The following is a 23,465-nucleotide window of genomic DNA, read 5'->3' as shown; positions in this document are numbered from 1 at the left end:
AAAGGCAGCAGCGCATTAACGTGTTCTGTTACGCATTTGGGGAGATAGGAATATCGTCCAGATTATCAAACACCAACCAATCAGCTAGCTTTATCCGTAGTTCATCAACGCCATCACCGCTCAATGCCGAGAATGTTTGTGCACTGCCATCAACACCACGCTCTTTTAGTGTTTTTGCAACTTTCAACTTCGTTGATTTTGCAGGGCCTCGTTTAAGCTTATCCGACTTAGTAAGCAGCACATGCACTTGCATATTATTTGCCTTTGCCCAATTTAACATCATCTCATCAAATTCTTTTAGAGGATGGCGAATATCCATTACTAAGATGACCCCCGCCAAAGAACGACGATTCATCAAATAATCTTGCATGTGTGCTTGCCAGACTTTTTTCATTTCAATTGGCACTTTCGCAAAACCATAACCTGGCAAATCAATCAAACGACGATCTTCTAAGCTCAGACCAAAACAGTTAATCAACTGAGTTCGACCAGGAGTTTTGGATGTACGGGCAAGCTTTTTTTGATTCGTTAGCGTATTCAGCGCAGTGGATTTTCCTGCGTTAGAGCGACCAGCAAACGCGACTTCGATCCCTTGGTCTAGTGGGCACTGTGAAAGCTTCTCGGCACTCTTAATAAAGTGAGCGGATTGAAAAATAGAGTCAAAAGGGGTCATAGGTTGGTATTCGTCAGTAGAATTTAGCGTTCACGTTTATTCGTCGGTTGTATATAATGCCTGTGAATGGCTCGGTTTACCACGTTTAGTCAGCTTATTCTAACAAATTACACTATTTAGTGAGTATTAGATTAGGTTTAGGTAGTAGTTGCTGTTTGCAAACAATAAAAAACAAATCCTCACATTATCAGCGCGGCAATGAACTATATTAGGCTACTACGGCTAAAGTTAAGAGAGGAGCCGTTACTTATTTAAGAGCTACTACTATTTAAGAGCTACTACCAAAAAGGTTGTTACATGATCAAGGCTCTACTCACTGGCTTACTATTTTCTGTTATGACAGCATCAGTGCTCGCTCAAGGCGACCCCATTGCGGGCAAATCCCTCACAACACCCTGTGCAGCTTGCCACGGACAAGATGGCAACAGCACGATCAACCTCTTTCCGAAACTGGCAGGCCAACAAGAAAACTATTTATTAAAACAGCTGCAAGACATTCAGTCGGGAAAACGAGCAGTCCCCCAAATGGCTGGCCAGCTCAACGCCCTAACTCAACAAGATCTTTCCGATATTGCGGCGTACTTTGCTCATCAAACCATCAAAATAGGTAAAGCTAAACCAGACTTAGTTGAACAAGGCGAGCAACTCTTCCGCTTTGGCGATCCCAGCAGAGCCATTCCCGCTTGTTCTGCATGCCATGGCCCGGCTGGACGCGGCATTAATTCTGCTCGCTACCCTGCTCTAAACGGCCAATTTGCAACGTATACCGCCAGCCAATTACATGCTTTCCAACAAGGTCTGCGACATAATGACCCCAATGATGAAATGCAGTCCATCGCACAGAAACTCAATGATCAACAAATCAATGCGGTGGCCAGTTACTTAGCAGGACTCAAAGCCAGATAAACTTTGTGTTGAATCAAAAGAGCAGAAAAACAGTCACTTATTAGGTTTTATACTTGTAAGTTTTCTGTAAACTTGCTGGAATAATCGAACTTTGTGATGGGAAACACATCGAATAAAATCGACAATTTGTGCATTATCGCAATGCTATCAAACATTACCACTAGGAGTTATCAATGAAAAAGCTGTTCTCAGCCCTTCTTTTCTGCTTGTTATTTCCCCTAACGGCTTTGGCTCAAGACTATAGCGATGGCCATGGCTACACCACTATCGCCGATCCAGTTCCCACCAACGACCCACACAAAGTGCAAGTAGTGGAGGTTTTTTGGTATGGTTGTCCACACTGTTTTCGTTTAGAGCCATACACTCAAGAGTGGAAAAAAACCATCCCAAACTATGTAGATTTTCAGTACTTACCCGCCGTTTTTGGTCGTGGTTGGCTTAACCATGCCAAAGCATTTTACGTTGCTAAGTTGTTAGGCGTCGAAAATAAATTACACTCAGATTTATATAATGCGATCAATGTTGATCACAGACGCCTCAATACAGAGGACTCTCTAGCAAAATTCTTCACCCACTACGGCGTCAGTGAAGCAGAATTTAAAAAGCAATTTAACTCGTTTGCCGTTCAAAGCCGTCTCGCCCAGGCCGATGCACGGATTCGAGGTTATGGCGTTCAAGGGACACCTACTCTTGTCGTAGATGGTAAATATTTAGTCGATGCAGAAACCGCTGGCGGTAATGAGAACATCTACAAAGTAGTCAATTATTTAATAGAGAAAGAACACGACAAAATGCAACTACAGTAGACTTAAATTGCGTCTTATTTAGTGAGGGTATATGACAGAATCTGCTCAGGACAAGTTAATTGGTGCATTGCGCAAGGCAGTATCAAGAATCAGTCTATTGGCCGAAGGTAATGACCCTGAAGTGGATTCTGTCATTCGTCAAATTCGCCACAATATTGCCAAAGGCGCGGATGCTGACAAAATACAAGCCATGCTTAGCGCTGCCGAGCCCTATCTATTAAACAGCGAAGAAACCCATCTGAACCGAGCAAAACAGGTCCGAGAAACACTCCATGAGTTAATTGACTTACTTGAGTTGCATCATAAAAAAAGACTCCCCTGTAGCGAGAAACAAGCCCTGGAGGCGCTCATACGCTTACACTGGCAATCGCCACCGTTCTGGCCCTCTCTTTTCAGTGGCTACCTAGAACTTGCTAAAACGACCTTAAGCTTAAAAACGCCAACAGACAGCGATAAGCAACCCCTTATTAAACGGCTGTTTCATCGCACGAAGAAACAACAAGATGCCCAAAATAGTCAGGAAATTATGGCTCAAATTAGCCATACCCTATCCAGCTTACTAACTAATTTGTCTTTAAGTAATGAATACGACGAGCAAATCATTGCCTTACGAGAAGTATTAGCCAACAGCAACGACTTGCAGCAGCTGCCAGACCTACTAGACGAAGTTATTAATCTTATCGTCATCAGTACAGGCAAGACTCAGGAAGGACTAACCAATTACCTGAATCAGCTGAATCTGCAATTAGCCAGCATGAATGCTTCCATTGTTAGTCATTATAAAAACCAAAAAACACTGGTCGAAAACCGAGAAGGGCTGAATACAAAATTAGAACAACAGGTGAGTGATACCAGCCTTGCCTCCCAAAGTGCAACCGACCTAGATGAACTCAAAGAGCTCATCGACTCTCGTATGAAAATCATGACAACCACCATGGTTGATTACAAGCAACAAATGACGGTGTTAGAAAAAGAGACCCATCAATCCATCTCCTCATTAAAAAACAAAGTAGACCGGATGGAAAAAGAAGCCTCTGCCATGCGAACCAAACTGCAAGAAAAGCTGGCCCAGGCGATGACCGATGCACTCACCAACTTGCCCAACCGAGCGGCTTACCAAGATTCCATCTTGCCTCTGATTCAATCGTCAAAGAAAAGTGGAAAAAAACTCTTCTTAGCCGTCTGTGATATTGACCACTTTAAACAAGTCAACGACACTTGGGGTCATCAAGCTGGCGATAAAGTCTTACGTTTAGTCACCAAACAACTACTCAGCACCCTGTCTAGCAAAGACATGATCTTTCGTTACGGAGGCGAGGAGTTTGTTGCTTTGTTTGTCAATTCGAATGAGCAAGAAGCCACTCAAAAGGCTGAAGCCATCCGTGCCGCCGTCGAAAAGGCACCTTTTAATGTAAATGGCGCCCCTATTACCATTACCATATCGATAGGCATGGCCTGTTGTCGAATGTCAGAGGACCATGATGGGTTGTTTAATAGAGCAGACAAACAACTTTATATTGCCAAAGAAGCTGGCCGTAATATTGTAAAAGTTGATCAAACAAAAGAATAAACCGTACCAGAGGTCGCCGCACACGGTTACAATAGCGAACAATATAGCAATAGATAAATAGATTGGCGCAACATGTCGCCTCTAGGATGAAGTAATTTATGCAAGACGATCAGCAAAAAACCACCGATTTTGGCTTTAAAGAAATCCCCAAAGAAGAAAAAGTGAAGGCCGTCGCCAATGTCTTTCACTCCGTCGCCGCAAAATACGACATTATGAATGATTTGATGTCTGGTGGCATTCATCGCATTTGGAAGCGTCACACCATCAGCCAATCTGGGGTACGCGCTGGCAATAAAGTATTAGACATTGCTGGTGGTACTGGCGATTTAACCTTGCAGTTTTCTCGATTAGTAGGAAGTCAGGGGCAGGTTATTCTCGCCGATATTAACGACTCTATGTTAAAAGTTGGCCGCGATAAGCTCGTTAATAAGGGCATTGTTGGCAATGTACAATTTGTCCAAGCCAATGCAGAAGAACTGCCTTTTCCCGACGATACCTTTGATTGCATCACCATTGCCTTTGGCCTTCGTAATGTAACAGACAAATCCAAAGCCTTGGCCTCTATGTACCGCGTACTGAAGCCTGGTGGACGTTTATTAGTATTAGAGTTCTCGAAACCAGAATCACAGTCCCTATCGACAATCTATGACCAATACTCTTTCCGCCTTCTCCCCCTCATGGGCAAAGTGATTGCCAATGATTCTGAAAGCTATCGCTATCTAGCAGAGTCCATTCGTATGCACCCTGATCAAGAAACCTTAAAAGGTATGATGGATGAGGTGGGCTTTGAGCGAACCAGCTATCAAAACCTGACAGGTGGTATTGTCGCCTTACACAAAGGATTTAAATTCTAATATGTTCAGAAGCGCCTTTCGTTTAACTCGCATCATTTTCACTGTGTTGCGCTTCCGCCTTGACGCCCTTATCCCATTCGATAAGTTGCCTTGGTACCTACGCTATACCGTTGGCCCTTTTTTTTCCTTGGGCCGACAACGCGCCATCAAAAACCGCGGAGAACGTCTGCGTCTTGCTTTGGAGTCGTTAGGCCCTATTTTTGTTAAATTCGGGCAAATACTGTCGACTCGACGCGATTTACTCGACGATGATTTAGCCGATGAGTTGGCACGATTACAGGATAAAGTCCCGGCTTTTTCTGGGCAGCTGGCTCAAAGCATCATTGAAAGAGATTTAAAAGCCCCTGTTAGCGAACTGTTTGCTGAGTTTTCAGCAGAGCCCTTAGCATCCGCTTCCATTGCGCAAGTGCATACCGCCAAACTTCATTCCGGTGAAGACGTCGTCGTTAAAGTCATCCGTCCAGGCATTGAAAACACCATTCGTCAGGACATTAGATTGCTCTATGCACTTGCCCATTTTATCGCGAAAAGCAGCTCCGATGGACGACGTTTACGCCCGGTTGAAGTTGTTACTGATTACGAGTACACCATTTTAGACGAGCTAGACTTAGCAAAAGAAGCGGCCAATACAGGCTTATTACAGCGCAACTTCACAGGTTCTGATTTACTTTATGTCCCCCAAGTCTATTGGGATTATTGCCATAAAAATGTCATGGTCATGGAGCGCATTTCTGGTATTCCAGTGGCTGACATTCGCGCCCTTAATGCTGCAGATGTCGATATGAAGACGCTTGCCGAACGTGGCGTCGAGATATTTTTCACACAAGTCTTTTCACACAGTTTTTTCCACGCCGACATGCACCCCGGCAATATCTTTGTCGATTCAACCAACCCATTGCAGCCCAAATATATTGCCATTGACTGCGCCATTATGGGCAGTTTGGATGATGCAGACAAAAACTACTTGGCACGTAATTTATTAGCCTTTTTTCAACGGGATTACCGCATGGTGGCACAGCTGCACGTTGAAAGTGGCTGGGTTCCAAAAGAAACCCCTGTTCACGCTTTTGAATCGGCCATTCGCAGCGTCTGCGAACCCATGTTTGCCAAACCCCTTAAAGACATTTCTTTTGGCCAAGTACTCATCGGTTTATTTCAGACGGCTCGCCGCTTTAATATGGAGGTCCAGCCTCAATTAGTACTATTGGAGAAAACCCTACTCAACATTGAAGGGTTAGGTCGACAACTTTATCCTGACTTAGACCTTTGGGTGACAGCCAAGCCGTTTCTGGAGCGGTGGATGCGTGAGCAAATGGGTCCTAAACGCATGATGGAAGAAGTTCGCAAACAAGGACCAGAGTGGGCTGGCCAATTTCCGAAGTTACCAAACCTTGTTTTTTCTGCTTTAACACAGATTTCTAGACAAGAAGAGCTCATGACACAACAAACTCATGCGATAAAAGAACTTACCAAAGAAGTGAACCAGGCCAATCGTGGCCTACCATTCAAGCTGCTAGGACTGGTCAGTTTAGGAGCGGCTTGGTTTATATCTGACCCAGAGTCATTGCAAAGATTACAAACCGCAGATATATTCAGTATGCTACTGTTTGCTGCGGGGCTATACTTGTTAGTATTAAAACCGTAACATTCAAGAGGCTATAATGAGCACCAACGTACTGGCAGAACTTGCAGCAACACTAGAACAACGGAAATCTGCTAACGCGGACTCATCTTATGTTGCCAGCCTTCACGCTAAGGGGTTAAATAAGATCCTTGAGAAGGTCGGTGAAGAAAGCACAGAAACCATTATCGCCGCGAAAGACGCAGCCCTTTCGGGAGATAAAAGTGACCTTATCTATGAAACGGCCGATCTATGGTTTCACACCCTTGTCATGCTATCTCACTTGGATTTAGGGCCGGATGCCATTTTAGATGAGCTCGCACGACGCTTTGATTTATCCGGCTTAGAAGAAAAGGCCAATCGCAATTAGGAGTAAGAAATGTTAGGTGGTGTTAGTATCTGGCAATTATTGATTGTCTTAGCAATTTTAGTACTGATCTTCGGCACTAAAAAATTGAAAAATCTAGGCTCCGATCTAGGTAGCGCCGTTAAGGGTTTTAAAGAAGCCGTTAACAAAGAAGAGGACGAAAACGACAAGCAAACACAAAGCAAAGTCATTGAATCCGAAGCCAAAAAAGACGATAAGAGCGCCTAACCTTGTTCGACATTGGTTTTTCTGAGCTGCTGGTAGTATTCGTTGTGGCCTTGATTGTTCTTGGCCCCGAGCGACTGCCTATAGCAGCAAAAACAGCAGGCTTGTGGATCCGTAAAATCCGACGCAGCATTAATGCTGTCCAGCGCGAGATTAATGCCCAGCTTGATCAGGAAGAACTCGCTCGCAAGATAGAACAAACCAATCAGCGCATTAAAAAAGAGGGTGAGGACGTCCAAAACGCCATTCTTTCTGGTGATAAATTGCCTATAGAGGAAGAAGACTCCTCCTCGAAAGCACCCGTCATGTCAGAGGAGAACAAACTCCCTCCTCAAGAAGGAATCGTTGTGGCTGAGCAAAACACTGACGCCAAAACAGAAGAAACCTTGGCAGAGCCACAAACAGGCTTCAACGAGCCAGCCCCTGCGACGTCTACTGCCTCTTCGTCTACTGCCTCTTCGTCAACAGCCGAAGAACAGCAAGATGATTCAATATTAAAAGAGGCTCATTCTTCAACAGCCAATACAAAAGAAAAAGCCAGTACTACAGAGTCAACTCGTTCTTAATTAATTTGCGGATTGTATACCCCTTATGAGCACAGATTCAAACGATCAAGCACCGCTGGTCGCTCATTTAATTGAGCTACGTAATCGTCTACTTAAATCCGTCGTGGTGATACTGATTATTTTCCTTGGTCTGTATTACTTCGCCAATGACCTGTACTTAATCGTATCTGAGCCGCTACGTATGCTGCTTCCCAAAGGAAGTACACTGATTGCAACCGAGGTGGCTTCCCCTTTTCTCGCACCGCTCAAACTGACCTTTGCCATTTCCGTGTTAATTTCCATCCCTTTTACTCTATATCAGGCGTGGTCTTTTATTGCTCCCGCGCTTTATAAGAATGAAAAAACCGTTGCAATTCCACTGCTGATCTCTAGCGTCATCTTATTTTACGCGGGCGTTCTCTTTGCCTACTACGTGGTATTACCCTTGATTTTTGGCTTCTTTACCAGCGTAGGACCAAGTGATGTTCGAGTCATGACAGACATTAACAACTACCTTAACTTTGTTTTGAAGCTCTTTTTTGCCTTCGGTATCACCTTTGAAATTCCTGTGGCAACCTATTTGCTCATCAAAGCAGGGATAACAACCGTTGCAAAGCTCTCCAAAAAACGCCCTTATATCATTCTTGGCTGCTTTGTGATTGGCATGTTGCTGACACCGCCTGACATTTTCTCCCAAACACTATTAGCGGTACCAATGTGGATGCTATTTGAAATGGGATTATTAGCTGGTCGAACGGTCAAAGTCGTTGTTGACGATGAAGCAGAAGAAGCAACGGAAACCAGTTAAACCTTGAATCTCCTATCAAGGTGATGAAACAGGGTGCGCGCCAGCATCCTGCCTACTCTTTGCTCGAAGAATCTAGACCTTTAGCAAACTCTTCTTTACTCTGTACTTTACACAGTCAAAAGAAGGAAGCGACATGAAAATCATTGGGGCCGAAGAGGTTCAACAAACATTATCGTTCGAAGAATTGATTCCCGCTCTGGCACTCGCCTTTCGCAGTGAATTTGGCATGCCACAACGACAAGTGTACCCGCTTCCTGACGGCACAGCCGAAAAACACGACACCTTTGCTGTTTTACCTGCATGGACAAAGGATGTGGTTGGCGTTAAATCTTTTACCCATTACCCCGACAACCCCAATCAAGGCCGCTTAACCGTGGCGGCTCAGGTACTGTTATTCGACAGAAAGACAGGGAGCCCTATCGCTCTTGTCGATGGCACCAGCTTAACGTATTGGCGAACCGCTGCGGTCTCCGCATTAGCCTCCAGCCTAATGGCTCGCAAAGATGCCAGCACACTTTTACTCTTCGGAACAGGTGAACTCGCACCTTATATGGCATTAGCCCATGCCAGCGTTCGCCCCATCCAGCATATTTTCATCCATGGCCGCTCACAAGAAAAGAGCAGCAAGGTTCAAGCCCTTATTCAAACCGCGCGCCCCGACCTTAACGTTGACATTTGCGATAATGTTGAAGATGTTATCACTCAAGCGGATATTATCAGTTGTGCCACAGGCAGCCCTACCCCGCTATTTAAGAGCGTTAGTCTGGCTGCAGGCACACATATTGATTTGGTGGGCAATCATCACACGCACTGTCGAGAATGCGATACAGCCACCATAAAGATGTCCCACGTCATTGTTGACAGTCGATTAAATGTCTTAAACGAGGCGGGAGAGATTTTAATTCCACTCAAAGAAGGCAGTATCGATGAATCGCATATAAAGGGCGAGTTGGCTGAACTCTGTTCAGGTAACGCGCAAGGACGAAAGAGCAATAGCCAAATTACCTTATTTAAGTCTGTTGGCACAGCGCTCGCCGATGTCGCCAGTGCTTATCATGTGTATCAGACGCTGAACAACTAATTCTCAACGCCCTTAATTGAGCATAAACACTTAATTCAATAAAAAAGTGACGGGGCCGTCATTGGTAAAGGACACTTTCATATCCGCGCCAAAGCGCCCTGTTTCAACACGGTCATACTGGGCGCGCACTTTTTCCACAAAATCATTAAACAAACGCTCCCCTTCTGCAGGCACAGCGGCTGTGGAAAAACCTGGCCGCAATCCCTTCTTAGTCTCAGCCGCTAAGGTAAATTGCGATACCAGCAATACGCCACCACCCACTTGCTGAACATTCAGGTTCATCTTGCCATCATCATCGCTAAACATACGATATTTCAACAGCTTATCAGCCAGCCTTTGAGCATCGGCTTCTGTATCGCCTTTTTCAATTCCTACCAATACAAGCTGTCCGTGATCAATGGCACCTATCGTTTCCCCCTCAACCACCACTTTGGCATTTAACGCCCTTTGCACCAATACTTTCATCCTTTCCTTCCTAGTTCCGCCCCACTAAATGAGTCCTATGACTTTAACAAAGTCTAGAAAAAACAAAAGCGCCCAAAGGCGCTTCTGCTCGCTCACAGATTTATTTGCATAAACCCATTTGCTGCTGCTCTATAAAGTGACGCAATACGCCACTCAATAACCGCTATTACTTACGACCAGCACGTTTACGCTCGTTTTCCGTTAGGAGTTTCTTACGAATACGAATGCTTTCTGGTGTTACTTCGACCAACTCATCGTCTTCAATAAACTCAAGCGCTTGCTCAAGTGTATGACGAATAGGTGGAGTCAAGGTCAAGGCTTCATCGGTACCGGATGCTCGTACGTTGGTCAACTGCTTACCTTTAACAGGGTTAACAGATAGATCGTTGTCACGAGAGTGAATGCCGATAACTTGGCCTTCGTAAATTTCAACCGCATGGCCCAAGAACATACGACCACGGCTTTGCAAGTTAAACAGTGCATAAGCCGCTGTTTTGCCAGTCAGCATGCTGATCAATACACCATTTTGACGGCCACGAACATCACCATCCTTCACAGGACCGTAATGATCGAAAACACTCGTCATAATACCAGAACCAGACGTGAGCGTTAGGAATAAGCCACGGAAACCAATCAAACCACGAGAAGGTGTCATGAACTCAAGACGAACACGACCTTTACCATCGGGCTCCATGTTTGTTAACTCAGCTTTACGCAAGCCAAGCTCTTCCATCACCGCACCTTGATGCTGCTCTTCTACGTCAATGACCACTTGTTCGTAAGGTTCTTGGATTTTACCATCCACTTCTTTTTGAACAACTTCGGGACGAGACACACCCAGCTCAAAACCTTCACGACGCATGTTCTCGATCAATACAGATAAGTGCAGCTCACCACGACCAGACACGATAAACTTATCAGGTGTATCGCCTTGACGAACACGCAATGCCACGTTGTGAATCAGCTCTTGATCAAGACGGTCTTTAATGTTTCGAGAGGTAACAAACTTACCTTCTTTACCAGCAAACGGCGAATCGTTCACCATGAAAGTCATGCTAACCGTTGGCTCATCAACAGTTAGTGCAGGAAGCGCTTCAACACACTCTGGATTACAGAGAGTGTCAGAAATACTTAGACCATCGATACCTGTAATACACACGATATCACCAGCAGATGCTTTGTCTGTGTCTACGCGCGCAAGACCATGGTAACCCTTAACGTTTAGAACCTTACCTCTACGCTCTTTGCCATCCGCTGATTTAACAACCACTTGCTGATTAGGCGACAAACTACCGCGAGTAATACGGCCAACACCGATAACACCAACATAAGCATCGTAATCCAATGCAGACACTTGCATTTGGAACATGCCTTCTGGATCAACATCAGGCACAGGCACACTATCGACGATCATTTGGTAAAGCGGCGTCATGTCTTCCGCCATGTTCTCTGGATCATCACCAGAAATACCATTGATAGCAGACGCATAGATCACAGGGAAATCAAGTTGTTCTTCTGAAGCGCCAAGGCTATCGAACAAATCAAACACCTGATCCATAACCCAATCAGGACGCGCACCAGGACGGTCAATTTTGTTGATAACAACGATAGGGCGAAGACCACGCTCAAACGCCTTAGAGGTTACGAAACGAGTCTGTGGCATAGGGCCATCAACCGCATCAACCAACAACAACACAGAGTCTACCATGGACAATACACGCTCTACTTCACCACCGAAGTCGGCGTGCCCTGGTGTATCCACAATATTGATACGATAATCGTTCCACATAATTGACGTATTTTTCGCCAAAATGGTAATACCGCGTTCTTTCTCTTGGTCGTTGGAGTCCATAATTCGTTCTGAACCAAGGTCTTTACGATCGAGCGTACCAGATTGACTTAGAAGTTGGTCAACCAAAGTCGTTTTACCATGGTCAACGTGGGCGATAATAGCTACGTTACGTAACTTTTTGATATCATTAGACATTTATAGTTCTCTGCATTAAGCGTAAGCAAGAAGATACACCGCCGCTTGGCTTGGGCTATTATGCTATTCAAGCGCGTCGGATCTTGGTGCGGGGTAAAATTCGCGCAATTGTACCCTTATATTGATCAATATCCCATTAAAGAGACAAAAAAAGTCACAATAATTAATCAAGGCCAATCTGTGCGCAATAAAATACTTGTGCCTTAGACACAATCCATTTGAAATAAAAAGCGACTCTATCTCAAATCTATTGTGACCATATTGCATCAATTTTATGTCAGTGTAATGACTGTTTATTCAACCACTGCCATTCATAAAATCAACAGGACATATATGAAGGCTTTGCATTGATATAAATATTAGACAGCCCATTTCTGGGCTAATCTCATATTAAGAGGGAGTTAAGGCAAATAAATCCCTACGTTAGTTCGACCTTTGCCTAACAAATAAGAAGCATGGATACGACTCATGACGCCTTTACCACAATACAACAGGTGCATTGTTTCTTGGTCCAAATCATGCCAGCTAGACTCTAACGCAAAGAAAGGAATCACCTTAACTGGACGGCCGCTGACTTTCAAAGGGCGCTTCGCCGCTTCATCCGGATGACGAATATCCACAATCACTTCATCACCAACAGGCATACGCACGACAGGAACCTCACCTTGGTACTGTTTTGCCACATCATCCATTACATTCTGGATAGACATAACTTGAGCTTCTTCCACGGCTTTGTCCAACACGGTAAAGTCAAACTTACTTTCTTCCCGTTCCACACGGTGCATACGAGCACGGGTGGTCGGGTTGACGGAAATCACACCACAGAATTCAGGCATGCTGGCCGCAAAGGGCGCGGTGCCAATTTCAATAGCTTTATCGATAATAGCCTGCTTATTGGTGGTAATCAGCGGGCGAAGCACTAATTCATCTGTCACCTGATCGATAACTTTCAAGTTTATCAAGGTCTGGCTAGAGACTTGCGCGACGCTCTCACCGGTTACCAGTGCCTTCGCCCCGACGCCTTCCATAACTTTAGAAGCCGCCCTAAGCATCATACGCTTAAGAATCACGCCCATCTCCGCATTATCCACTTTAGTCAGTATTTCCCCCACTACCGCTTCAAAAGGGACTGTAACAAATTTAACATTCAGGCCTGAACCGTACTTTTCCCAAATAAAGTTGGAGACTTGCTTCACACCGATTTCGTGAGCATCTCCCCCTAAATTGAAAAAACAAAAGTGCGTTTTTAAACCTCGACTCATTGTCATAAAAGAGCTAACAGTGGAGTCATATCCCCCAGACATAAGAGACAGCACTGAATCTTGGGAGCCCAGTGGGTACCCTCCCAAACCCTCAACACGCTGTTCAATTATCCACACACGCTGATCACGAATGTCGATAGGCACCAGTACTTCAGGGTTTTTCAAACGCACCGCTAAAGCACCACTGCGGGCTTTTAAACAACCACCGATGTAACGCTCAGCTTCTACCGAAGTAAAATCATGATGACCAACCCGTTTAACGCGAACGGCAAAAACAGCGTCTTTTAACATTTCACCATAAGACACCATGGCTTCTTCAACGATGTCATCCAAATCAGTGAAAGAAAACTCACGAACAAACTGAAAATGCGCGATACCGGCTATATTAGACAAGGCAGTGGTAAAATCCTCTCGCAGCTCATCCTTTTCAGAAAGCACCTCGATGAAATCCCAATTACCCGCCACAACGACATCAGCATCATGCTTTTTCAGAACCAACCTCATATTATGACGAAGTTGTTTAACAAACGCCTTTCTCACTGGACGACTTTTAATAGTGATTTCAGGGAAGAACTTAACAATAAATTTCATAGGAATTGCAACGCATACCAGATGGTTAAAAAAGGCGCACAGTATAATAAAAGATGCCGACAACGAAAACCGACATTTTTGCACCGTAATAAAGCAAAAAGATATTTTTACGCACTTTATTGGTTCATTTATTTGTTGTATTGTCTTTTTGCTGGCCACAGAAGTGTGCATTTTTTATGGGAATATTTTTAAGACAATGTTTTTAAAAGCTTTTTTATAACGCCCAACATTCTGGCATAAGTTATGCTTTATCTTGGGACATTGTGCTTTACGGCTAGCACGCTTTTTCACAAAGTCGGATACTTTATTATTTAAATTAAATTGGAGAACAACTATGTCAAACAAGACCCTTGATTTGATTGCTGAGCACGACGCGAAGTGGGTTGACCTTCGCTTTACTGATTTCCGCGGTAAAGAGCAGCATGTGTCTATTCCAGCATCCTCGATCGACGAAGAGTTTTTTGAAAACGGTCAAATGTTTGATGGTTCATCCATTGCTGGCTGGAAAGGCATCAATGAATCAGACATGATCATGATGCCGCAAGATGATACGGCTCTAATCGACCCTTTCACAGAAGAAGCAACCGTCATTGTTCGCTGTAACATTATCGAACCTTCAACCATGCAAGGTTATGATCGTGACCCTCGTTCTGTTGCACTGCGTGCCGAAGAATTTCTAAAATCTACTGGCCTTGGCGACACCGCTTTCTTTGGTCCTGAGCCAGAATTCTTTGTATTTGACGATGTTCGCTGGAAAGCAGATATGTCTGGCTGTTCTGTAGAAATCAATGCAGAAGAAGCCGCTTGGGCATCTAACAAAAAATTTGAAGGCGGCAACATGGGCCACCGTCCAAGTGTAAAAGGCGGCTACTTCCCCGTTCCACCTGTTGACTCCCATCATGACCTACGTGCAGCAATGTGTGGCGCAATGGAGTCTATGGGCTTAGCCATTGAAGTTCATCACCACGAAGTGGCGACAGCAGGTCAAAACGAAATAGGTGTAAAATTCAACACCATGGTTAAAAAAGCAGACGAAGTACAAATTCTTAAGTACTGCGTACATAACGTTGCCCATGCATACGGCAAAACAGCGACATTCATGCCTAAACCAATCGTTGGCGATAACGGTTCTGGTATGCACGTTCACCAATCTTTCTGGAAAGATGGTGTTAACCAATTCGCTGGTGACCAATATGCAGGTCTATCTGAAACCGCTCTTTACTACATTGGCGGTATCATCAAGCACGCTAAAGCATTGAATGCGTTTACCAACGCGTCTACTAACTCTTACAAGCGCCTTGTTCCTGGCTTTGAAGCACCTGTTATGCTTGCTTACTCAGCTCGCAACCGTTCAGCTTCTATTCGTATTCCTTACGTTGCAAGCCCTAAAGGCAAACGTATTGAAGCACGTTTCCCTGATCCAACCGCTAACCCATACCTAGCCTTCGCAGCTATGTTGATGGCAGGCCTTGACGGTGTGAAAAACAAAATTCACCCTGGCGATGCTGCAGACAAAGACTTGTATGATCTTCCTGCTGAAGAAGCATTGGCTATCCCACAAGTGGCTGGCAGTCTAGAAGAAGCACTTAAGTGCCTAGATGAAGATCGCGAGTTCCTAACTCAAGGTGGCGTATTCTCTGACGATATGATCGATGCATACATCGACCTTAAGACAGAAGAAGCACTTCGCGTATCAATGACAACGCACCCTGTTGAGTTCGAACTTTACTACAGCGTATAAGCGTTTTAGCCAATAGAAACTTAGTCAGTTTTTAATAAAAAGCCCCGCCTTATATCGGGGCTTTTTTTCTGCGCTAAAATAAACCGGGCAATTCAATTAGCACCAAAACGGTGCAATTAAAGAAATTCCATCAAGCAAACCCTGTATAAATTGGCCTTATTCATTTGCCCAATGTTGGTTCGTATTTTGCACATAATAAGATTCAATAGAGAGGCACCCAAGTGTATAGCTTATTAATAGACCACTTATCTACCGCCGTGATTCAAGTTAACCGCGAGCTAGGTATTGAGTATTTAAATCCCGCAGCCGAAATGCTACTGGCGGTTAGTCGTCGACGTATTTACGGCCAAGATATCGGAATCGCTTTTCGTGAAAACGAAGAAAGCATTGCATCGTTATATGCCGCCATCGAGTCAGGTCACCCTTTCACCAAACGGGATGCCGAAGTCGAACGTGCTAACGGAAAAAAACTATTCTGTGATTATACAGTGACACCTATTACTGGCACCATGAACACCACAGACAGCTTGCTGATTGAGTTTTATCCCCGTGATCGCATGAAGCGCATCTCCCAAGAAGATGAGTTGATTGCAAATCATCAATCAAGCAAGGAGTTGGTTCGTGGTTTGGCCCATGAGATAAAAAATCCACTCGGCGGCATTCGTGGTGCAGCACAATTAATTAGTCGAGCCTTTACCGACGAAGCACTTAAAGACTATACACAAGTCATTATTGAAGAATCTGACCGACTTAGGGATTTAGTGGATCGTTTGCTCGGACCACGCCAGCTCCCCCAAAAAGCACCATTGAATATTCACCGAGTACTAGAGCGAATTAAACAACTCATCTTGGTGGAATCCGATGGCCAGATTGAGCTGGTTCGTGACTATGACCCAAGCATTCCCGATATCATCGGCGATGAATCCCAACTGATTCAAGCCATGCTCAATGTCTCTCGTAACGCCATGCAAGTTCTTTTAGAGCAAGAAGACAATCAGCATAAGGAGATTAAGATAGTCACCCGTGCTCTTCGCCAATTTACCATTGGAGCCAACCGTTATCGCCTCGTCTGTAAAGTGAGCATTATTGATAATGGCCCAGGTATTCCTGAACACATCATGAAAACACTTTTTTACCCCATGGTGAGCGGGCGAGCCGACGGGACGGGACTCGGGCTTTCTATTTCCCAATCGGTCATTCATCAACATGACGGCATTATCGAATGCAACAGCCAGCCACAAAGAACAGAATTTAATGTTTTGATACCTATCGAAACATCATCTCAAGATAAGGAGAAGAACCCATGACACAACAAGAGACGGTATGGATTGTTGACGATGACAGATCCATACGTTGGGTCTTAGAAAAGACACTTGAACAAGAAGGCATCCAATGTCAACTTTTCGACTCCGCCGATAATCTTGTCAAAATGCTTAACCAAGAGCAGCCCAGCGCCATCATCAGTGACATCCGAATGCCTGGTATGGATGGATTAGAGCTGTTGGAAAAATTGCAGAAAGAACACCCTTACTTACCCGTCATTATCATGACGGCGCATTCAGATTTAGAAAGTGCGGTGGCATCTTATCAAGGTGGTGCCTTTGAGTACCTTCCCAAGCCTTTCGATGTAGAAGAAGCCGTCAGTCTCGTTAAACGCGCCATCTTGCACCATCGTAAATCGATGCCCAGTTTAGATGAGGCAGAAGTCGCTGAAATCGAAGCACAAGTCGATAAAGAAATCATCGGTGAAGCACCGGCTATGCAGGAAGTGTTTCGCGCCATTGGTCGCCTAGCGAATTCCAATATCACCGTCTTGATTAACGGGGAATCTGGTACGGGTAAAGAATTGGTCGCTCAAGCCCTACATCGTCATAGCCCACGTGCCGCGAATCCTTTTATTGCCCTGAACATGGCCGCCATTCCCCACGACTTAATCGAGTCGGAATTATTCGGTCATGAAAAAGGTGCCTTTACCGGAGCCAATACCCAACGACGCGGGCGCTTCGAGCAGGCCAACGGTGGCACCCTTTTCTTAGATGAAATTGGTGACATGCCTGCGGAAACGCAAACTCGCTTATTGCGGGTGTTAGCAGACGGCGAGTTCTATCGTGTTGGTGGTCATACACCTGTCAAAGTAGACGTACGCATTATTGCCGCGACACATCAAAACCTTGAGGGGTTGGTCACAAAAGGCTCATTCCGAGAGGATTTATTTCATCGTCTTAATGTTATTCGTGTTCACTTACCCAAATTAGCAGAGCGTCGTGAAGACATACCGAAACTGGCTCGCCACTTCTTAAGTCGAGCAGCGGAAGAACTGTCTGTTGAGCCGAAGTTTCTCTCCAAAGAAACAGAGAACTATCTCACTCGATTAGAGTGGCCCGGTAATGTTCGTCAACTAGAAAACACCTGCCGCTGGATCATTGTCATGGCCTCAGGTAGAGAAGTACTGGTAGAAGACTTGCCTCCCGAACTATTGACCTCTGTCCCAAGTGAACAGCCATTTGGCTCTTGGGAAGACGCTCTGAAAAACTTTGTCGACAGTGCCTTAGCCAGTGGCCAAAAAGGCATTTTAGATGACATCGTGCCAAAGTTTGAACGTATTATGATCGAAACGGCCCTAGCGCATACTGCAGGCCGTCGTCGTGATGCCTCTTTATTACTAGGCTGGGGGCGCAATACCCTGACCCGGAAAATTAAAGAATTAGGCATTGATCACTCAGAACAAGAAGATTAAAAGACGAAACACCCATCAGCAAAGATTGCTGCGCTGCCCATCTTAGTCACCACAAGACGCCAGGGAATGTTAGATTCCCTGCGTCAGCTCAACTTTCTCACGGCTAGACCTTGCTTTTCCTTAAACAATCCCATACTAATTGAGGTAAGCAAGAAACATACACAAGGAATCAATGATGAGCAGCAGCTATCCAACACTCAAATCCATGGGCATTAGCAGTACGGAGAATATTGAAAAATTTACTCTGCGCTACGAAAATAGCCAAGATGTACTAAAAGTCTATTATCGTCGAGAAAAAGGCTCTTTATTACCGAAAAGTAAAAAGTTCAAATTTGGTCGCTCTACCAAAACCGTTTTAGCCGATGGAGGTCAGCAAACCTACCGACAAGTTCAAGAGCCCTCCCTGATCGTCGTAAGAGCCATGGAAGAGCTAGAACAAATTGTCGGCAAGCAAAAAGAAGAGAAAATCACCAGAGAAGAACTGATTAACGAGCTTGAGCACTTAGAAAAAGTCATGCAGAACAAAATTTCAGAGATCAAGCACAAGATCAATGCATTGAAATAAGACGGCTCAAGAAACATTTTCATTCGCTTGTCTTTAAAGAATAGCATGGCGGGCTCATTGTTATGAGCCCGTTACTGGCTTAGGCTGTCAAATCCCGCTAGAATCACCACCGTCATACCACTCCTATTGAAAGTAAGTGATCGCTTCATGTTGTTAATTTCATCACCAAAAGATTTAGCCTTAATCATGCGTCAAGGCGGTGTCATTGCCTACCCTACCGAAGGAGTGTGGGGACTCGGCTGCGACCCATTCAATGAACAAGCCGTCAAGCGGATTTTAACGCTTAAATCCCGACCCATGGAAAAAGGATTGATTTTAGTAGGTGGGCATTCCAATCACTTACAGCCATGGGCTGAAACCCTAGAACAAAAGGCAGCAGAGCGTCTCATCAGCCAAACGGAGATTCCGACGTCTTGGGTTGTGCCAGATACCAGCATAGCTCCTGCGTTTGTGAGAGGCGAGCACCAAAGCGTGGCTATTCGTCTTTGCCGACATCAACCAGTACAGGCTCTTTGTGAAGCCTTTAATGGCGTGATTGTTTCCACATCCGCTAATCCCGCAGGTCTTGAGCCAGCCATAAGTGCCATTGAAGTGGACAATTATTTTGGTAATCGAATTGATGCCATTTACGATGCCCCCCTTGGCAATGCCACTCAACCCTCACAAGTAAAAGACATATTAACAGGCACACTGTTTCGCGCTTGATCTAAAAGCCCCCTATTTATCGATAAATAGGGTACAAGTCTGTGGGTAACGCCTGTTTTGTACACAACTGACCAAAATAGGCCAAAAAAAAAACAGTGGACTTATACAATGAGCCCACTGTTTTTGTTGATAACCAACGTTAGAAGGTTAACCCTTACATAATCGATCAATGGCCGCCTAAGTAGGCATCACGCACTTCTGGGTTTACTAGCAACTCTTGTCCTGTTCCAGTTAAACGAATTTCCCCATTTACCATGACATAACCACGATCAGCGAGTTTTAAAGCATGGTTCGCATTTTGCTCAACAAGAAAGATAGTCATCCCTGTGCTGGCAACATCTTCCAAAATTTTAAAAATTTGCTTAACAATAATCGGCGCGAGTCCCAAACTCGGTTCATCTAATAATAGCAGCTTAGGACGGCTCATCAGGGCACGAGCAATAGCCAGCATTTGCTGCTCACCGCCCGACATGGTTGACGCCCGCTGGTTGCGACGTTCTTTCAGTCGAGGAAACAACTCAAACATATGCTGCATATCTTTTTCCGCGTGTTCCATGCCAATGGGTATCGTCCCCATTAACAGGTTCTCTTCTACCGACATGCCAGGAAAAATGCGACGTCCTTCCGGAGACTGAGCCAATCCATGAGACGCCACATAGTGCGCGCTTTTTTGCGAAATATCCTCACCTCGATAGACAATTTCTCCTGATGAGATGCGAGGTTGGCCGAAAATAGACATTAATAAAGTTGACTTACCCGCTCCGTTGGCACCGATTAAGGTAACAATTTCCCCTTCCGTTACCGTTAGCGAGACTTTCTTTAGTGCTTGGATTGGACCGTAGTGGACATCAACCTCTTTAAACTCCATCAAGGTTGTCATAGGGTCACCTCCTCACCTTCTTCTGCGCCAAGATACGCCGCAATGACTTTAGGATTATTCTTAATATCATCTGGATTCCCTTTGGCTATCACTTCACCATGATCCAGTACCACAATATAATCCGAGATATCCATGACCATCCCCATATCATGCTCAATCAGTAACACCGTCGTATTATGCTGATCACGCAGAATGCGTATCATTTTGGTCAACGCCTCTGTTTCTGAAGGGTTCAGCCCCGCAGCTGGCTCATCCAAACAAATAATCTCTGGGTTCGTACACATCGCACGCGCAATTTCTAAACGGCGCTGCTGTCCATAAGACAACTCTCCCGCCAAGCGGTTAGCAAACTCTGTCAAATCCACCACACCCAACCAATAGAACGCACGCTCAAGGGCTTCTTCTTCAGATTGTTGATACGAAGGTGTGTTTAAAATGCCTGCGAGCAAATTACGCTTCACTCGCATATGTTGAGCAACTAATAAGTTCTCAACCACAGACATTTCTTTAAACAGACGTATATTTTGAAACGTACGAGACAAGCCTGCACGGTTTACCAAATGCGACCCACCAAACATTTTGTATTTCAAACGCTTAAAAAAAGCGACAGGGGAAATAAAGTCAGTCGCCTTAAATGGCTCACCCAACACTTTAATGACACTGGTGTCTTTGCTATTCGCTGACAGCATAATGTTTCCACCTGTTGCCTTATAAAAGCCAGTCAGACAATTAAACACCGTTGTTTTCCCAGCGCCATTTGGCCCAATTAAAGCCGACACCGAACCACGTTTTATATTAAACGTCACATCATTAAGGGCTTTGATACCACCAAAGTGCATGACCAAGTTTTCTACAGTTAAGATGTTCTCTTGGCTCATTTCACCACCCCTTCTTTCCGAGAAAAACCACGTCGAGTGACACGAACAAGGCCGCGTGGTTTCCAAATCATCATGACAACCATCAAAATTCCGAATAACAAAATTCGATATTGCGCCACTTCCCTCAGTAACTCAGGCAATACCGTCAAACAGAACGCAGCAATCACAACGCCCACTGTTGACCCCATCCCGCCAAGGACGACAATGGCAAGAATCAGAGCAGATTCGAAAAAAGTAAATGAGGTGGGATTAATAAAGCCTTGATAGGTCGCAAAGAACACACCTGCAATACCGGCCGTGGCGGCTCCCATCATAAATGCAGACAATTTCACCAATACATGATTAAGGCCTAGAGAGCGACAAGCAATCTCATCTTCACGCAAGGCTTCCCAAGCTCGGCCAATCGGCATTTTGACCAAACGATGTTTGATAAACAACACCGCCCATACAACAACAAACAAGACCAAATAGACAAACATGTACTTATGGGCAGAATCATAAGGTACATTAAAATATTCATGAAAGGTTTCGCCATGGGCAGAACGCCGCTTAAACTCTAAGCCAAATAAAGTCGGCGCAGGGGCTGTGATACCATTTGGCCCATGGGTAAATGACTGCCAGTTGGTGAGCACCAAACGAATAATTTCACCGAAACCAAGCGTGACGATGGCAAGATAATCACCGTGCATTCGAAGCACAGGGAAACCCAAAATTGCCCCAGCACACGCCGCTAAAATTGCCGCAATTGGCAACATGGACCAAAATCCCAAGCCAAGATGATTATACCCTAGTGCTAAACCATAGGCGCCAATGGCATAGAACCCCACGAAACCTAAATCCAATAAGCCAGCCAGCCCCACAACGATATTAAGCCCCAGCCCCAGTAAGACATAAATCAAACCTAAAATAACAATCGTGAGCACATACTTGGAAGCAATGAAGGGCACTAAAAGGCCAATGACCATGACGAGTGGAATAATCCAAACCATTTTGGATTTATGATTTGGGGGTAAGACAGTCACACCATCGTTATTATTGGCATAACGAAATGCCATCATCTTGCCACGATGCGTTTGAAAGAAAGTCGACATCAAAAAACGCCCAACAAACACAATCGCAACAATCACGAATACTCGATCAAAGCTCAGCTTAAATTGGTAACCATTGAGAACAATCCCCATGATGGGTCCGAAAACCACCAGTGCCATCAACGCAGCGATAATGGCATCAGTCCCACTTTTTTTGTAACTAATATCAGTCTGAGTCATTTACACTTTCTCCACGGCGGGTTTACCAAGAAGACCACTTGGGCGAATAATCAAAATAAGCACAAGTAGAGAGAAAGAAAACACATCCTTATAGTCAGAACTGATTAAGCCTGCAAATAAGGATTCGGACAATCCAAGAATGATGCCCCCAAGCATGGCGCCAGGTAATGATCCAATACCGCCAAGTACCGCAGCAGTAAAGGCTTTGATCCCCATAATAAAGCCGATATAGAAATCAAACGAACCATAATCCAAGGTCACCAAAACACCAGCTAAGGCGGCCATAGAAGAACCAATGACGAACACGGAAGAGATCACCTTGTCGGTATCAATCCCCAAAATCGACGCCATTTTTCTATCTTGTTGCGTCGCACGACACATACGTCCCAACTTGGTTTTTTGAATGATGTAAGTCAAAACCCCCATGCCGGCAAAGGCGATCAACAAAATCAATATTTTCAGATAAGTAATTTGTACAAAACCATCCCCCACATGAAAACGAATGGCTCCAGACAATAACGTTGGTACACCTTGTTGATTAGGACCCTGGCTCAATTGCACATAGTTTTGCAGAATTAACGACATCCCAATCGCAGAAATCAGAACAGAAAGACGACTTGAATTTCGCAGTGGACGATATGCCACCCGCTCGATCACCCAACCATACGCCCCTGTGACAATAATTGTAAAAATCAACGTGCCAATCAGTATGAAAGGAAAAGATTGCACACCAAAAAAAGTAAGTAACGCAATCGCAATGGCGGTGAGATAAGCTGAGACCATGTAAACATCGCCATGGGCGAAGTTAATCATCCCAATAATGCCGTATACCATTGTATAACCGATCGCAATAAGTCCATAAACAGAACCAAGCGTTAGCCCATTAACCAACTGCTGGAGAACGATATCCATCGCAAAACCTCATGGGGG

General features: G+C 44.8%; 23 protein-coding genes. 15 read left to right on the top strand and 8 right to left on the bottom strand.

What is annotated here, in order from left to right; genetic code table 11:
* Positions 1-28: 28 nt before the first annotated feature.
* On the bottom strand, positions 29-673 hold the full coding sequence (gene yihA, locus AC0VYG_RS02860) for a ribosome biogenesis GTP-binding protein YihA/YsxC (RefSeq protein ID WP_475430854.1): 645 nt from the start codon (positions 671-673) through the stop codon (positions 29-31).
* Positions 674-970: 297 nt separating this feature from the next.
* Here yihA and AC0VYG_RS02855 point away from each other — a divergent pair, with 297 nt between their 5' ends.
* From AC0VYG_RS02855 to lhpI, 10 genes are all read left to right on the top strand, one after another.
* Positions 971-1,579 carry a c-type cytochrome gene (locus tag AC0VYG_RS02855; protein WP_475430853.1) on the top strand — a complete coding sequence of 203 codons (609 nt, stop codon included), beginning with the start codon at positions 971-973 and terminating at the stop codon, positions 1,577-1,579.
* Between the two features lie 173 nt (positions 1,580-1,752).
* A complete protein-coding gene (locus AC0VYG_RS02850) occupies positions 1,753-2,385 on the top strand; it encodes a thiol:disulfide interchange protein DsbA/DsbL (RefSeq protein ID WP_475430852.1) in 633 nt (210 codons plus the stop codon).
* 31 nt (positions 2,386-2,416) lie between these two features.
* A complete protein-coding gene (locus tag AC0VYG_RS02845; RefSeq protein WP_475430851.1) occupies positions 2,417-3,955 on the top strand; it encodes a GGDEF domain-containing protein in 1,539 nt (512 codons plus the stop codon).
* A gap of 98 nt (positions 3,956-4,053) precedes the next feature.
* On the top strand, positions 4,054-4,809 hold the full coding sequence (ubiE, locus tag AC0VYG_RS02840) for a bifunctional demethylmenaquinone methyltransferase/2-methoxy-6-polyprenyl-1,4-benzoquinol methylase UbiE (RefSeq protein ID WP_475430850.1): 756 nt from the start codon (positions 4,054-4,056) through the stop codon (positions 4,807-4,809).
* Position 4,810: 1 nt separating this feature from the next.
* The gene (gene ubiB / locus AC0VYG_RS02835; protein ID WP_475430849.1) at positions 4,811-6,454 is read left to right on the top strand and encodes a ubiquinone biosynthesis regulatory protein kinase UbiB; all 1,644 of its coding nucleotides are present in this window, start codon (positions 4,811-4,813) and stop codon (positions 6,452-6,454) included.
* A 16-nt stretch (positions 6,455-6,470) separates the two neighbouring features.
* Positions 6,471-6,800, top strand: coding sequence for a phosphoribosyl-ATP diphosphatase (locus tag AC0VYG_RS02830; RefSeq protein ID WP_475430848.1), 330 nt, complete (start codon positions 6,471-6,473; stop codon positions 6,798-6,800).
* 9 nt (positions 6,801-6,809) lie between these two features.
* Positions 6,810-7,025 (top strand): Sec-independent protein translocase subunit TatA, encoded by a 216-nt coding sequence (gene tatA, locus AC0VYG_RS02825; RefSeq protein ID WP_475430847.1) that lies wholly within the window; start codon positions 6,810-6,812, stop codon positions 7,023-7,025.
* A gap of 2 nt (positions 7,026-7,027) precedes the next feature.
* Entirely contained in the window at positions 7,028-7,588 is a 561-nt protein-coding gene (tatB, locus tag AC0VYG_RS02820) for a Sec-independent protein translocase protein TatB (protein WP_475430846.1), read from the top strand.
* Positions 7,589-7,613: 25 nt separating this feature from the next.
* The gene (gene tatC / locus AC0VYG_RS02815; RefSeq protein WP_475430844.1) at positions 7,614-8,375 is read left to right on the top strand and encodes a twin-arginine translocase subunit TatC; all 762 of its coding nucleotides are present in this window, start codon (positions 7,614-7,616) and stop codon (positions 8,373-8,375) included.
* Between the two features lie 133 nt (positions 8,376-8,508).
* Positions 8,509-9,456 carry a bifunctional Delta(1)-pyrroline-2-carboxylate/Delta(1)-piperideine-2-carboxylate reductase gene (gene lhpI / locus AC0VYG_RS02810; protein WP_475430843.1) on the top strand — a complete coding sequence of 316 codons (948 nt, stop codon included), beginning with the start codon at positions 8,509-8,511 and terminating at the stop codon, positions 9,454-9,456.
* 30 nt (positions 9,457-9,486) lie between these two features.
* Here lhpI and dtd read toward each other — a convergent pair whose 3' ends face one another.
* The 3 genes from dtd to thiI form a co-directional block, all read right to left on the bottom strand.
* Entirely contained in the window at positions 9,487-9,921 is a 435-nt protein-coding gene (dtd, locus tag AC0VYG_RS02805; RefSeq protein ID WP_475430842.1) for a D-aminoacyl-tRNA deacylase, read from the bottom strand.
* Between the two features lie 166 nt (positions 9,922-10,087).
* Entirely contained in the window at positions 10,088-11,908 is a 1,821-nt protein-coding gene (gene typA, locus AC0VYG_RS02800) for a translational GTPase TypA (protein ID WP_475430841.1), read from the bottom strand.
* 401 nt (positions 11,909-12,309) lie between these two features.
* On the bottom strand, positions 12,310-13,761 hold the full coding sequence (gene thiI, locus AC0VYG_RS02795; RefSeq protein WP_475430840.1) for a tRNA uracil 4-sulfurtransferase ThiI: 1,452 nt from the start codon (positions 13,759-13,761) through the stop codon (positions 12,310-12,312).
* Positions 13,762-14,095: 334 nt separating this feature from the next.
* Here thiI and glnA point away from each other — a divergent pair, with 334 nt between their 5' ends.
* The 5 genes from glnA to tsaC all read left to right on the top strand — a co-directional run bounded on the left by glnA (position 14,096) and on the right by tsaC (position 19,509).
* Positions 14,096-15,502 (top strand): glutamate--ammonia ligase, encoded by a 1,407-nt coding sequence (glnA, locus tag AC0VYG_RS02790; RefSeq protein WP_475430839.1) that lies wholly within the window; start codon positions 14,096-14,098, stop codon positions 15,500-15,502.
* A 221-nt stretch (positions 15,503-15,723) separates the two neighbouring features.
* Positions 15,724-16,809, top strand: coding sequence for a nitrogen regulation protein NR(II) (glnL, locus tag AC0VYG_RS02785; protein WP_475430837.1), 1,086 nt, complete (start codon positions 15,724-15,726; stop codon positions 16,807-16,809).
* Entirely contained in the window at positions 16,806-18,239 is a 1,434-nt protein-coding gene (ntrC, locus tag AC0VYG_RS02780) for a nitrogen regulation protein NR(I) (RefSeq protein ID WP_475430836.1), read from the top strand. The genes glnL and ntrC overlap by 4 nt, the downstream gene beginning before the upstream one ends.
* Before the next feature lie 172 nt (positions 18,240-18,411).
* Positions 18,412-18,804: a DUF3461 family protein gene (locus tag AC0VYG_RS02775; protein ID WP_475430835.1), complete on the top strand. Its 393-nt coding sequence runs from the start codon at positions 18,412-18,414 to the stop codon at positions 18,802-18,804.
* A gap of 147 nt (positions 18,805-18,951) precedes the next feature.
* Positions 18,952-19,509, top strand: coding sequence for an L-threonylcarbamoyladenylate synthase type 1 TsaC (tsaC, locus tag AC0VYG_RS02770; RefSeq protein ID WP_475430834.1), 558 nt, complete (start codon positions 18,952-18,954; stop codon positions 19,507-19,509).
* A 166-nt stretch (positions 19,510-19,675) separates the two neighbouring features.
* Here the strand turns inward: tsaC and AC0VYG_RS02765 are convergent, their stop codons facing one another.
* From AC0VYG_RS02765 to AC0VYG_RS02750, 4 genes are read right to left on the bottom strand one after another with little or no spacing between them, the layout of a single operon-like run.
* Positions 19,676-20,389, bottom strand: coding sequence for an ABC transporter ATP-binding protein (locus AC0VYG_RS02765; protein ID WP_475430833.1), 714 nt, complete (start codon positions 20,387-20,389; stop codon positions 19,676-19,678).
* On the bottom strand, positions 20,386-21,267 hold the full coding sequence (locus AC0VYG_RS02760; RefSeq protein ID WP_475430832.1) for an ATP-binding cassette domain-containing protein: 882 nt from the start codon (positions 21,265-21,267) through the stop codon (positions 20,386-20,388). Before AC0VYG_RS02760 ends, AC0VYG_RS02765 begins: the two co-directional genes overlap by 4 nt.
* Positions 21,264-22,535: a high-affinity branched-chain amino acid ABC transporter permease LivM gene (gene livM, locus AC0VYG_RS02755; RefSeq protein ID WP_475430831.1), complete on the bottom strand. Its 1,272-nt coding sequence runs from the start codon at positions 22,533-22,535 to the stop codon at positions 21,264-21,266. The genes AC0VYG_RS02760 and livM overlap by 4 nt, the downstream gene beginning before the upstream one ends.
* On the bottom strand, positions 22,536-23,447 hold the full coding sequence (locus AC0VYG_RS02750) for an ABC transporter permease subunit (RefSeq protein ID WP_199477436.1): 912 nt from the start codon (positions 23,445-23,447) through the stop codon (positions 22,536-22,538).
* Between the last annotated feature and the right edge of the window lie 18 nt (positions 23,448-23,465).

The sequence above is a fragment of the Marinomonas sp. 63XJN7_7_ISO-PGPR-S23-202 genome (genome assembly GCF_056173505.1).
This window is presented reverse-complemented; position numbering and strand designations above follow the sequence as displayed.

Coding starts and splice junctions, on each gene's coding strand:
- thiI (WP_475430840.1), bottom strand. CDS start 13,761: ATGAAATTTATTGTTAAGTTCTTCCCTGAAATCACTATTAAAAGTCGT.
- tatA (WP_475430847.1), top strand. CDS start 6,810: ATGTTAGGTGGTGTTAGTATCTGGCAATTATTGATTGTCTTAGCAATT.
- AC0VYG_RS02830 (WP_475430848.1), top strand. CDS start 6,471: ATGAGCACCAACGTACTGGCAGAACTTGCAGCAACACTAGAACAACGG.
- ubiB (WP_475430849.1), top strand. CDS start 4,811: ATGTTCAGAAGCGCCTTTCGTTTAACTCGCATCATTTTCACTGTGTTG.
- AC0VYG_RS02760 (WP_475430832.1), bottom strand. CDS start 21,267: ATGAGCCAAGAGAACATCTTAACTGTAGAAAACTTGGTCATGCACTTT.
- yihA (WP_475430854.1), bottom strand. CDS start 673: ATGACCCCTTTTGACTCTATTTTTCAATCCGCTCACTTTATTAAGAGT.
- ntrC (WP_475430836.1), top strand. CDS start 16,806: ATGACACAACAAGAGACGGTATGGATTGTTGACGATGACAGATCCATA.
- AC0VYG_RS02750 (WP_199477436.1), bottom strand. CDS start 23,447: ATGGATATCGTTCTCCAGCAGTTGGTTAATGGGCTAACGCTTGGTTCT.
- glnA (WP_475430839.1), top strand. CDS start 14,096: ATGTCAAACAAGACCCTTGATTTGATTGCTGAGCACGACGCGAAGTGG.
- AC0VYG_RS02855 (WP_475430853.1), top strand. CDS start 971: ATGATCAAGGCTCTACTCACTGGCTTACTATTTTCTGTTATGACAGCA.
- livM (WP_475430831.1), bottom strand. CDS start 22,535: ATGACTCAGACTGATATTAGTTACAAAAAAAGTGGGACTGATGCCATT.
- AC0VYG_RS02845 (WP_475430851.1), top strand. CDS start 2,417: ATGACAGAATCTGCTCAGGACAAGTTAATTGGTGCATTGCGCAAGGCA.
- lhpI (WP_475430843.1), top strand. CDS start 8,509: ATGAAAATCATTGGGGCCGAAGAGGTTCAACAAACATTATCGTTCGAA.
- AC0VYG_RS02850 (WP_475430852.1), top strand. CDS start 1,753: ATGAAAAAGCTGTTCTCAGCCCTTCTTTTCTGCTTGTTATTTCCCCTA.
- ubiE (WP_475430850.1), top strand. CDS start 4,054: ATGCAAGACGATCAGCAAAAAACCACCGATTTTGGCTTTAAAGAAATC.
- tatC (WP_475430844.1), top strand. CDS start 7,614: ATGAGCACAGATTCAAACGATCAAGCACCGCTGGTCGCTCATTTAATT.
- AC0VYG_RS02765 (WP_475430833.1), bottom strand. CDS start 20,389: ATGACAACCTTGATGGAGTTTAAAGAGGTTGATGTCCACTACGGTCCA.
- AC0VYG_RS02775 (WP_475430835.1), top strand. CDS start 18,412: ATGATGAGCAGCAGCTATCCAACACTCAAATCCATGGGCATTAGCAGT.
- dtd (WP_475430842.1), bottom strand. CDS start 9,921: ATGAAAGTATTGGTGCAAAGGGCGTTAAATGCCAAAGTGGTGGTTGAG.
- typA (WP_475430841.1), bottom strand. CDS start 11,908: ATGTCTAATGATATCAAAAAGTTACGTAACGTAGCTATTATCGCCCAC.
- tsaC (WP_475430834.1), top strand. CDS start 18,952: ATGTTGTTAATTTCATCACCAAAAGATTTAGCCTTAATCATGCGTCAA.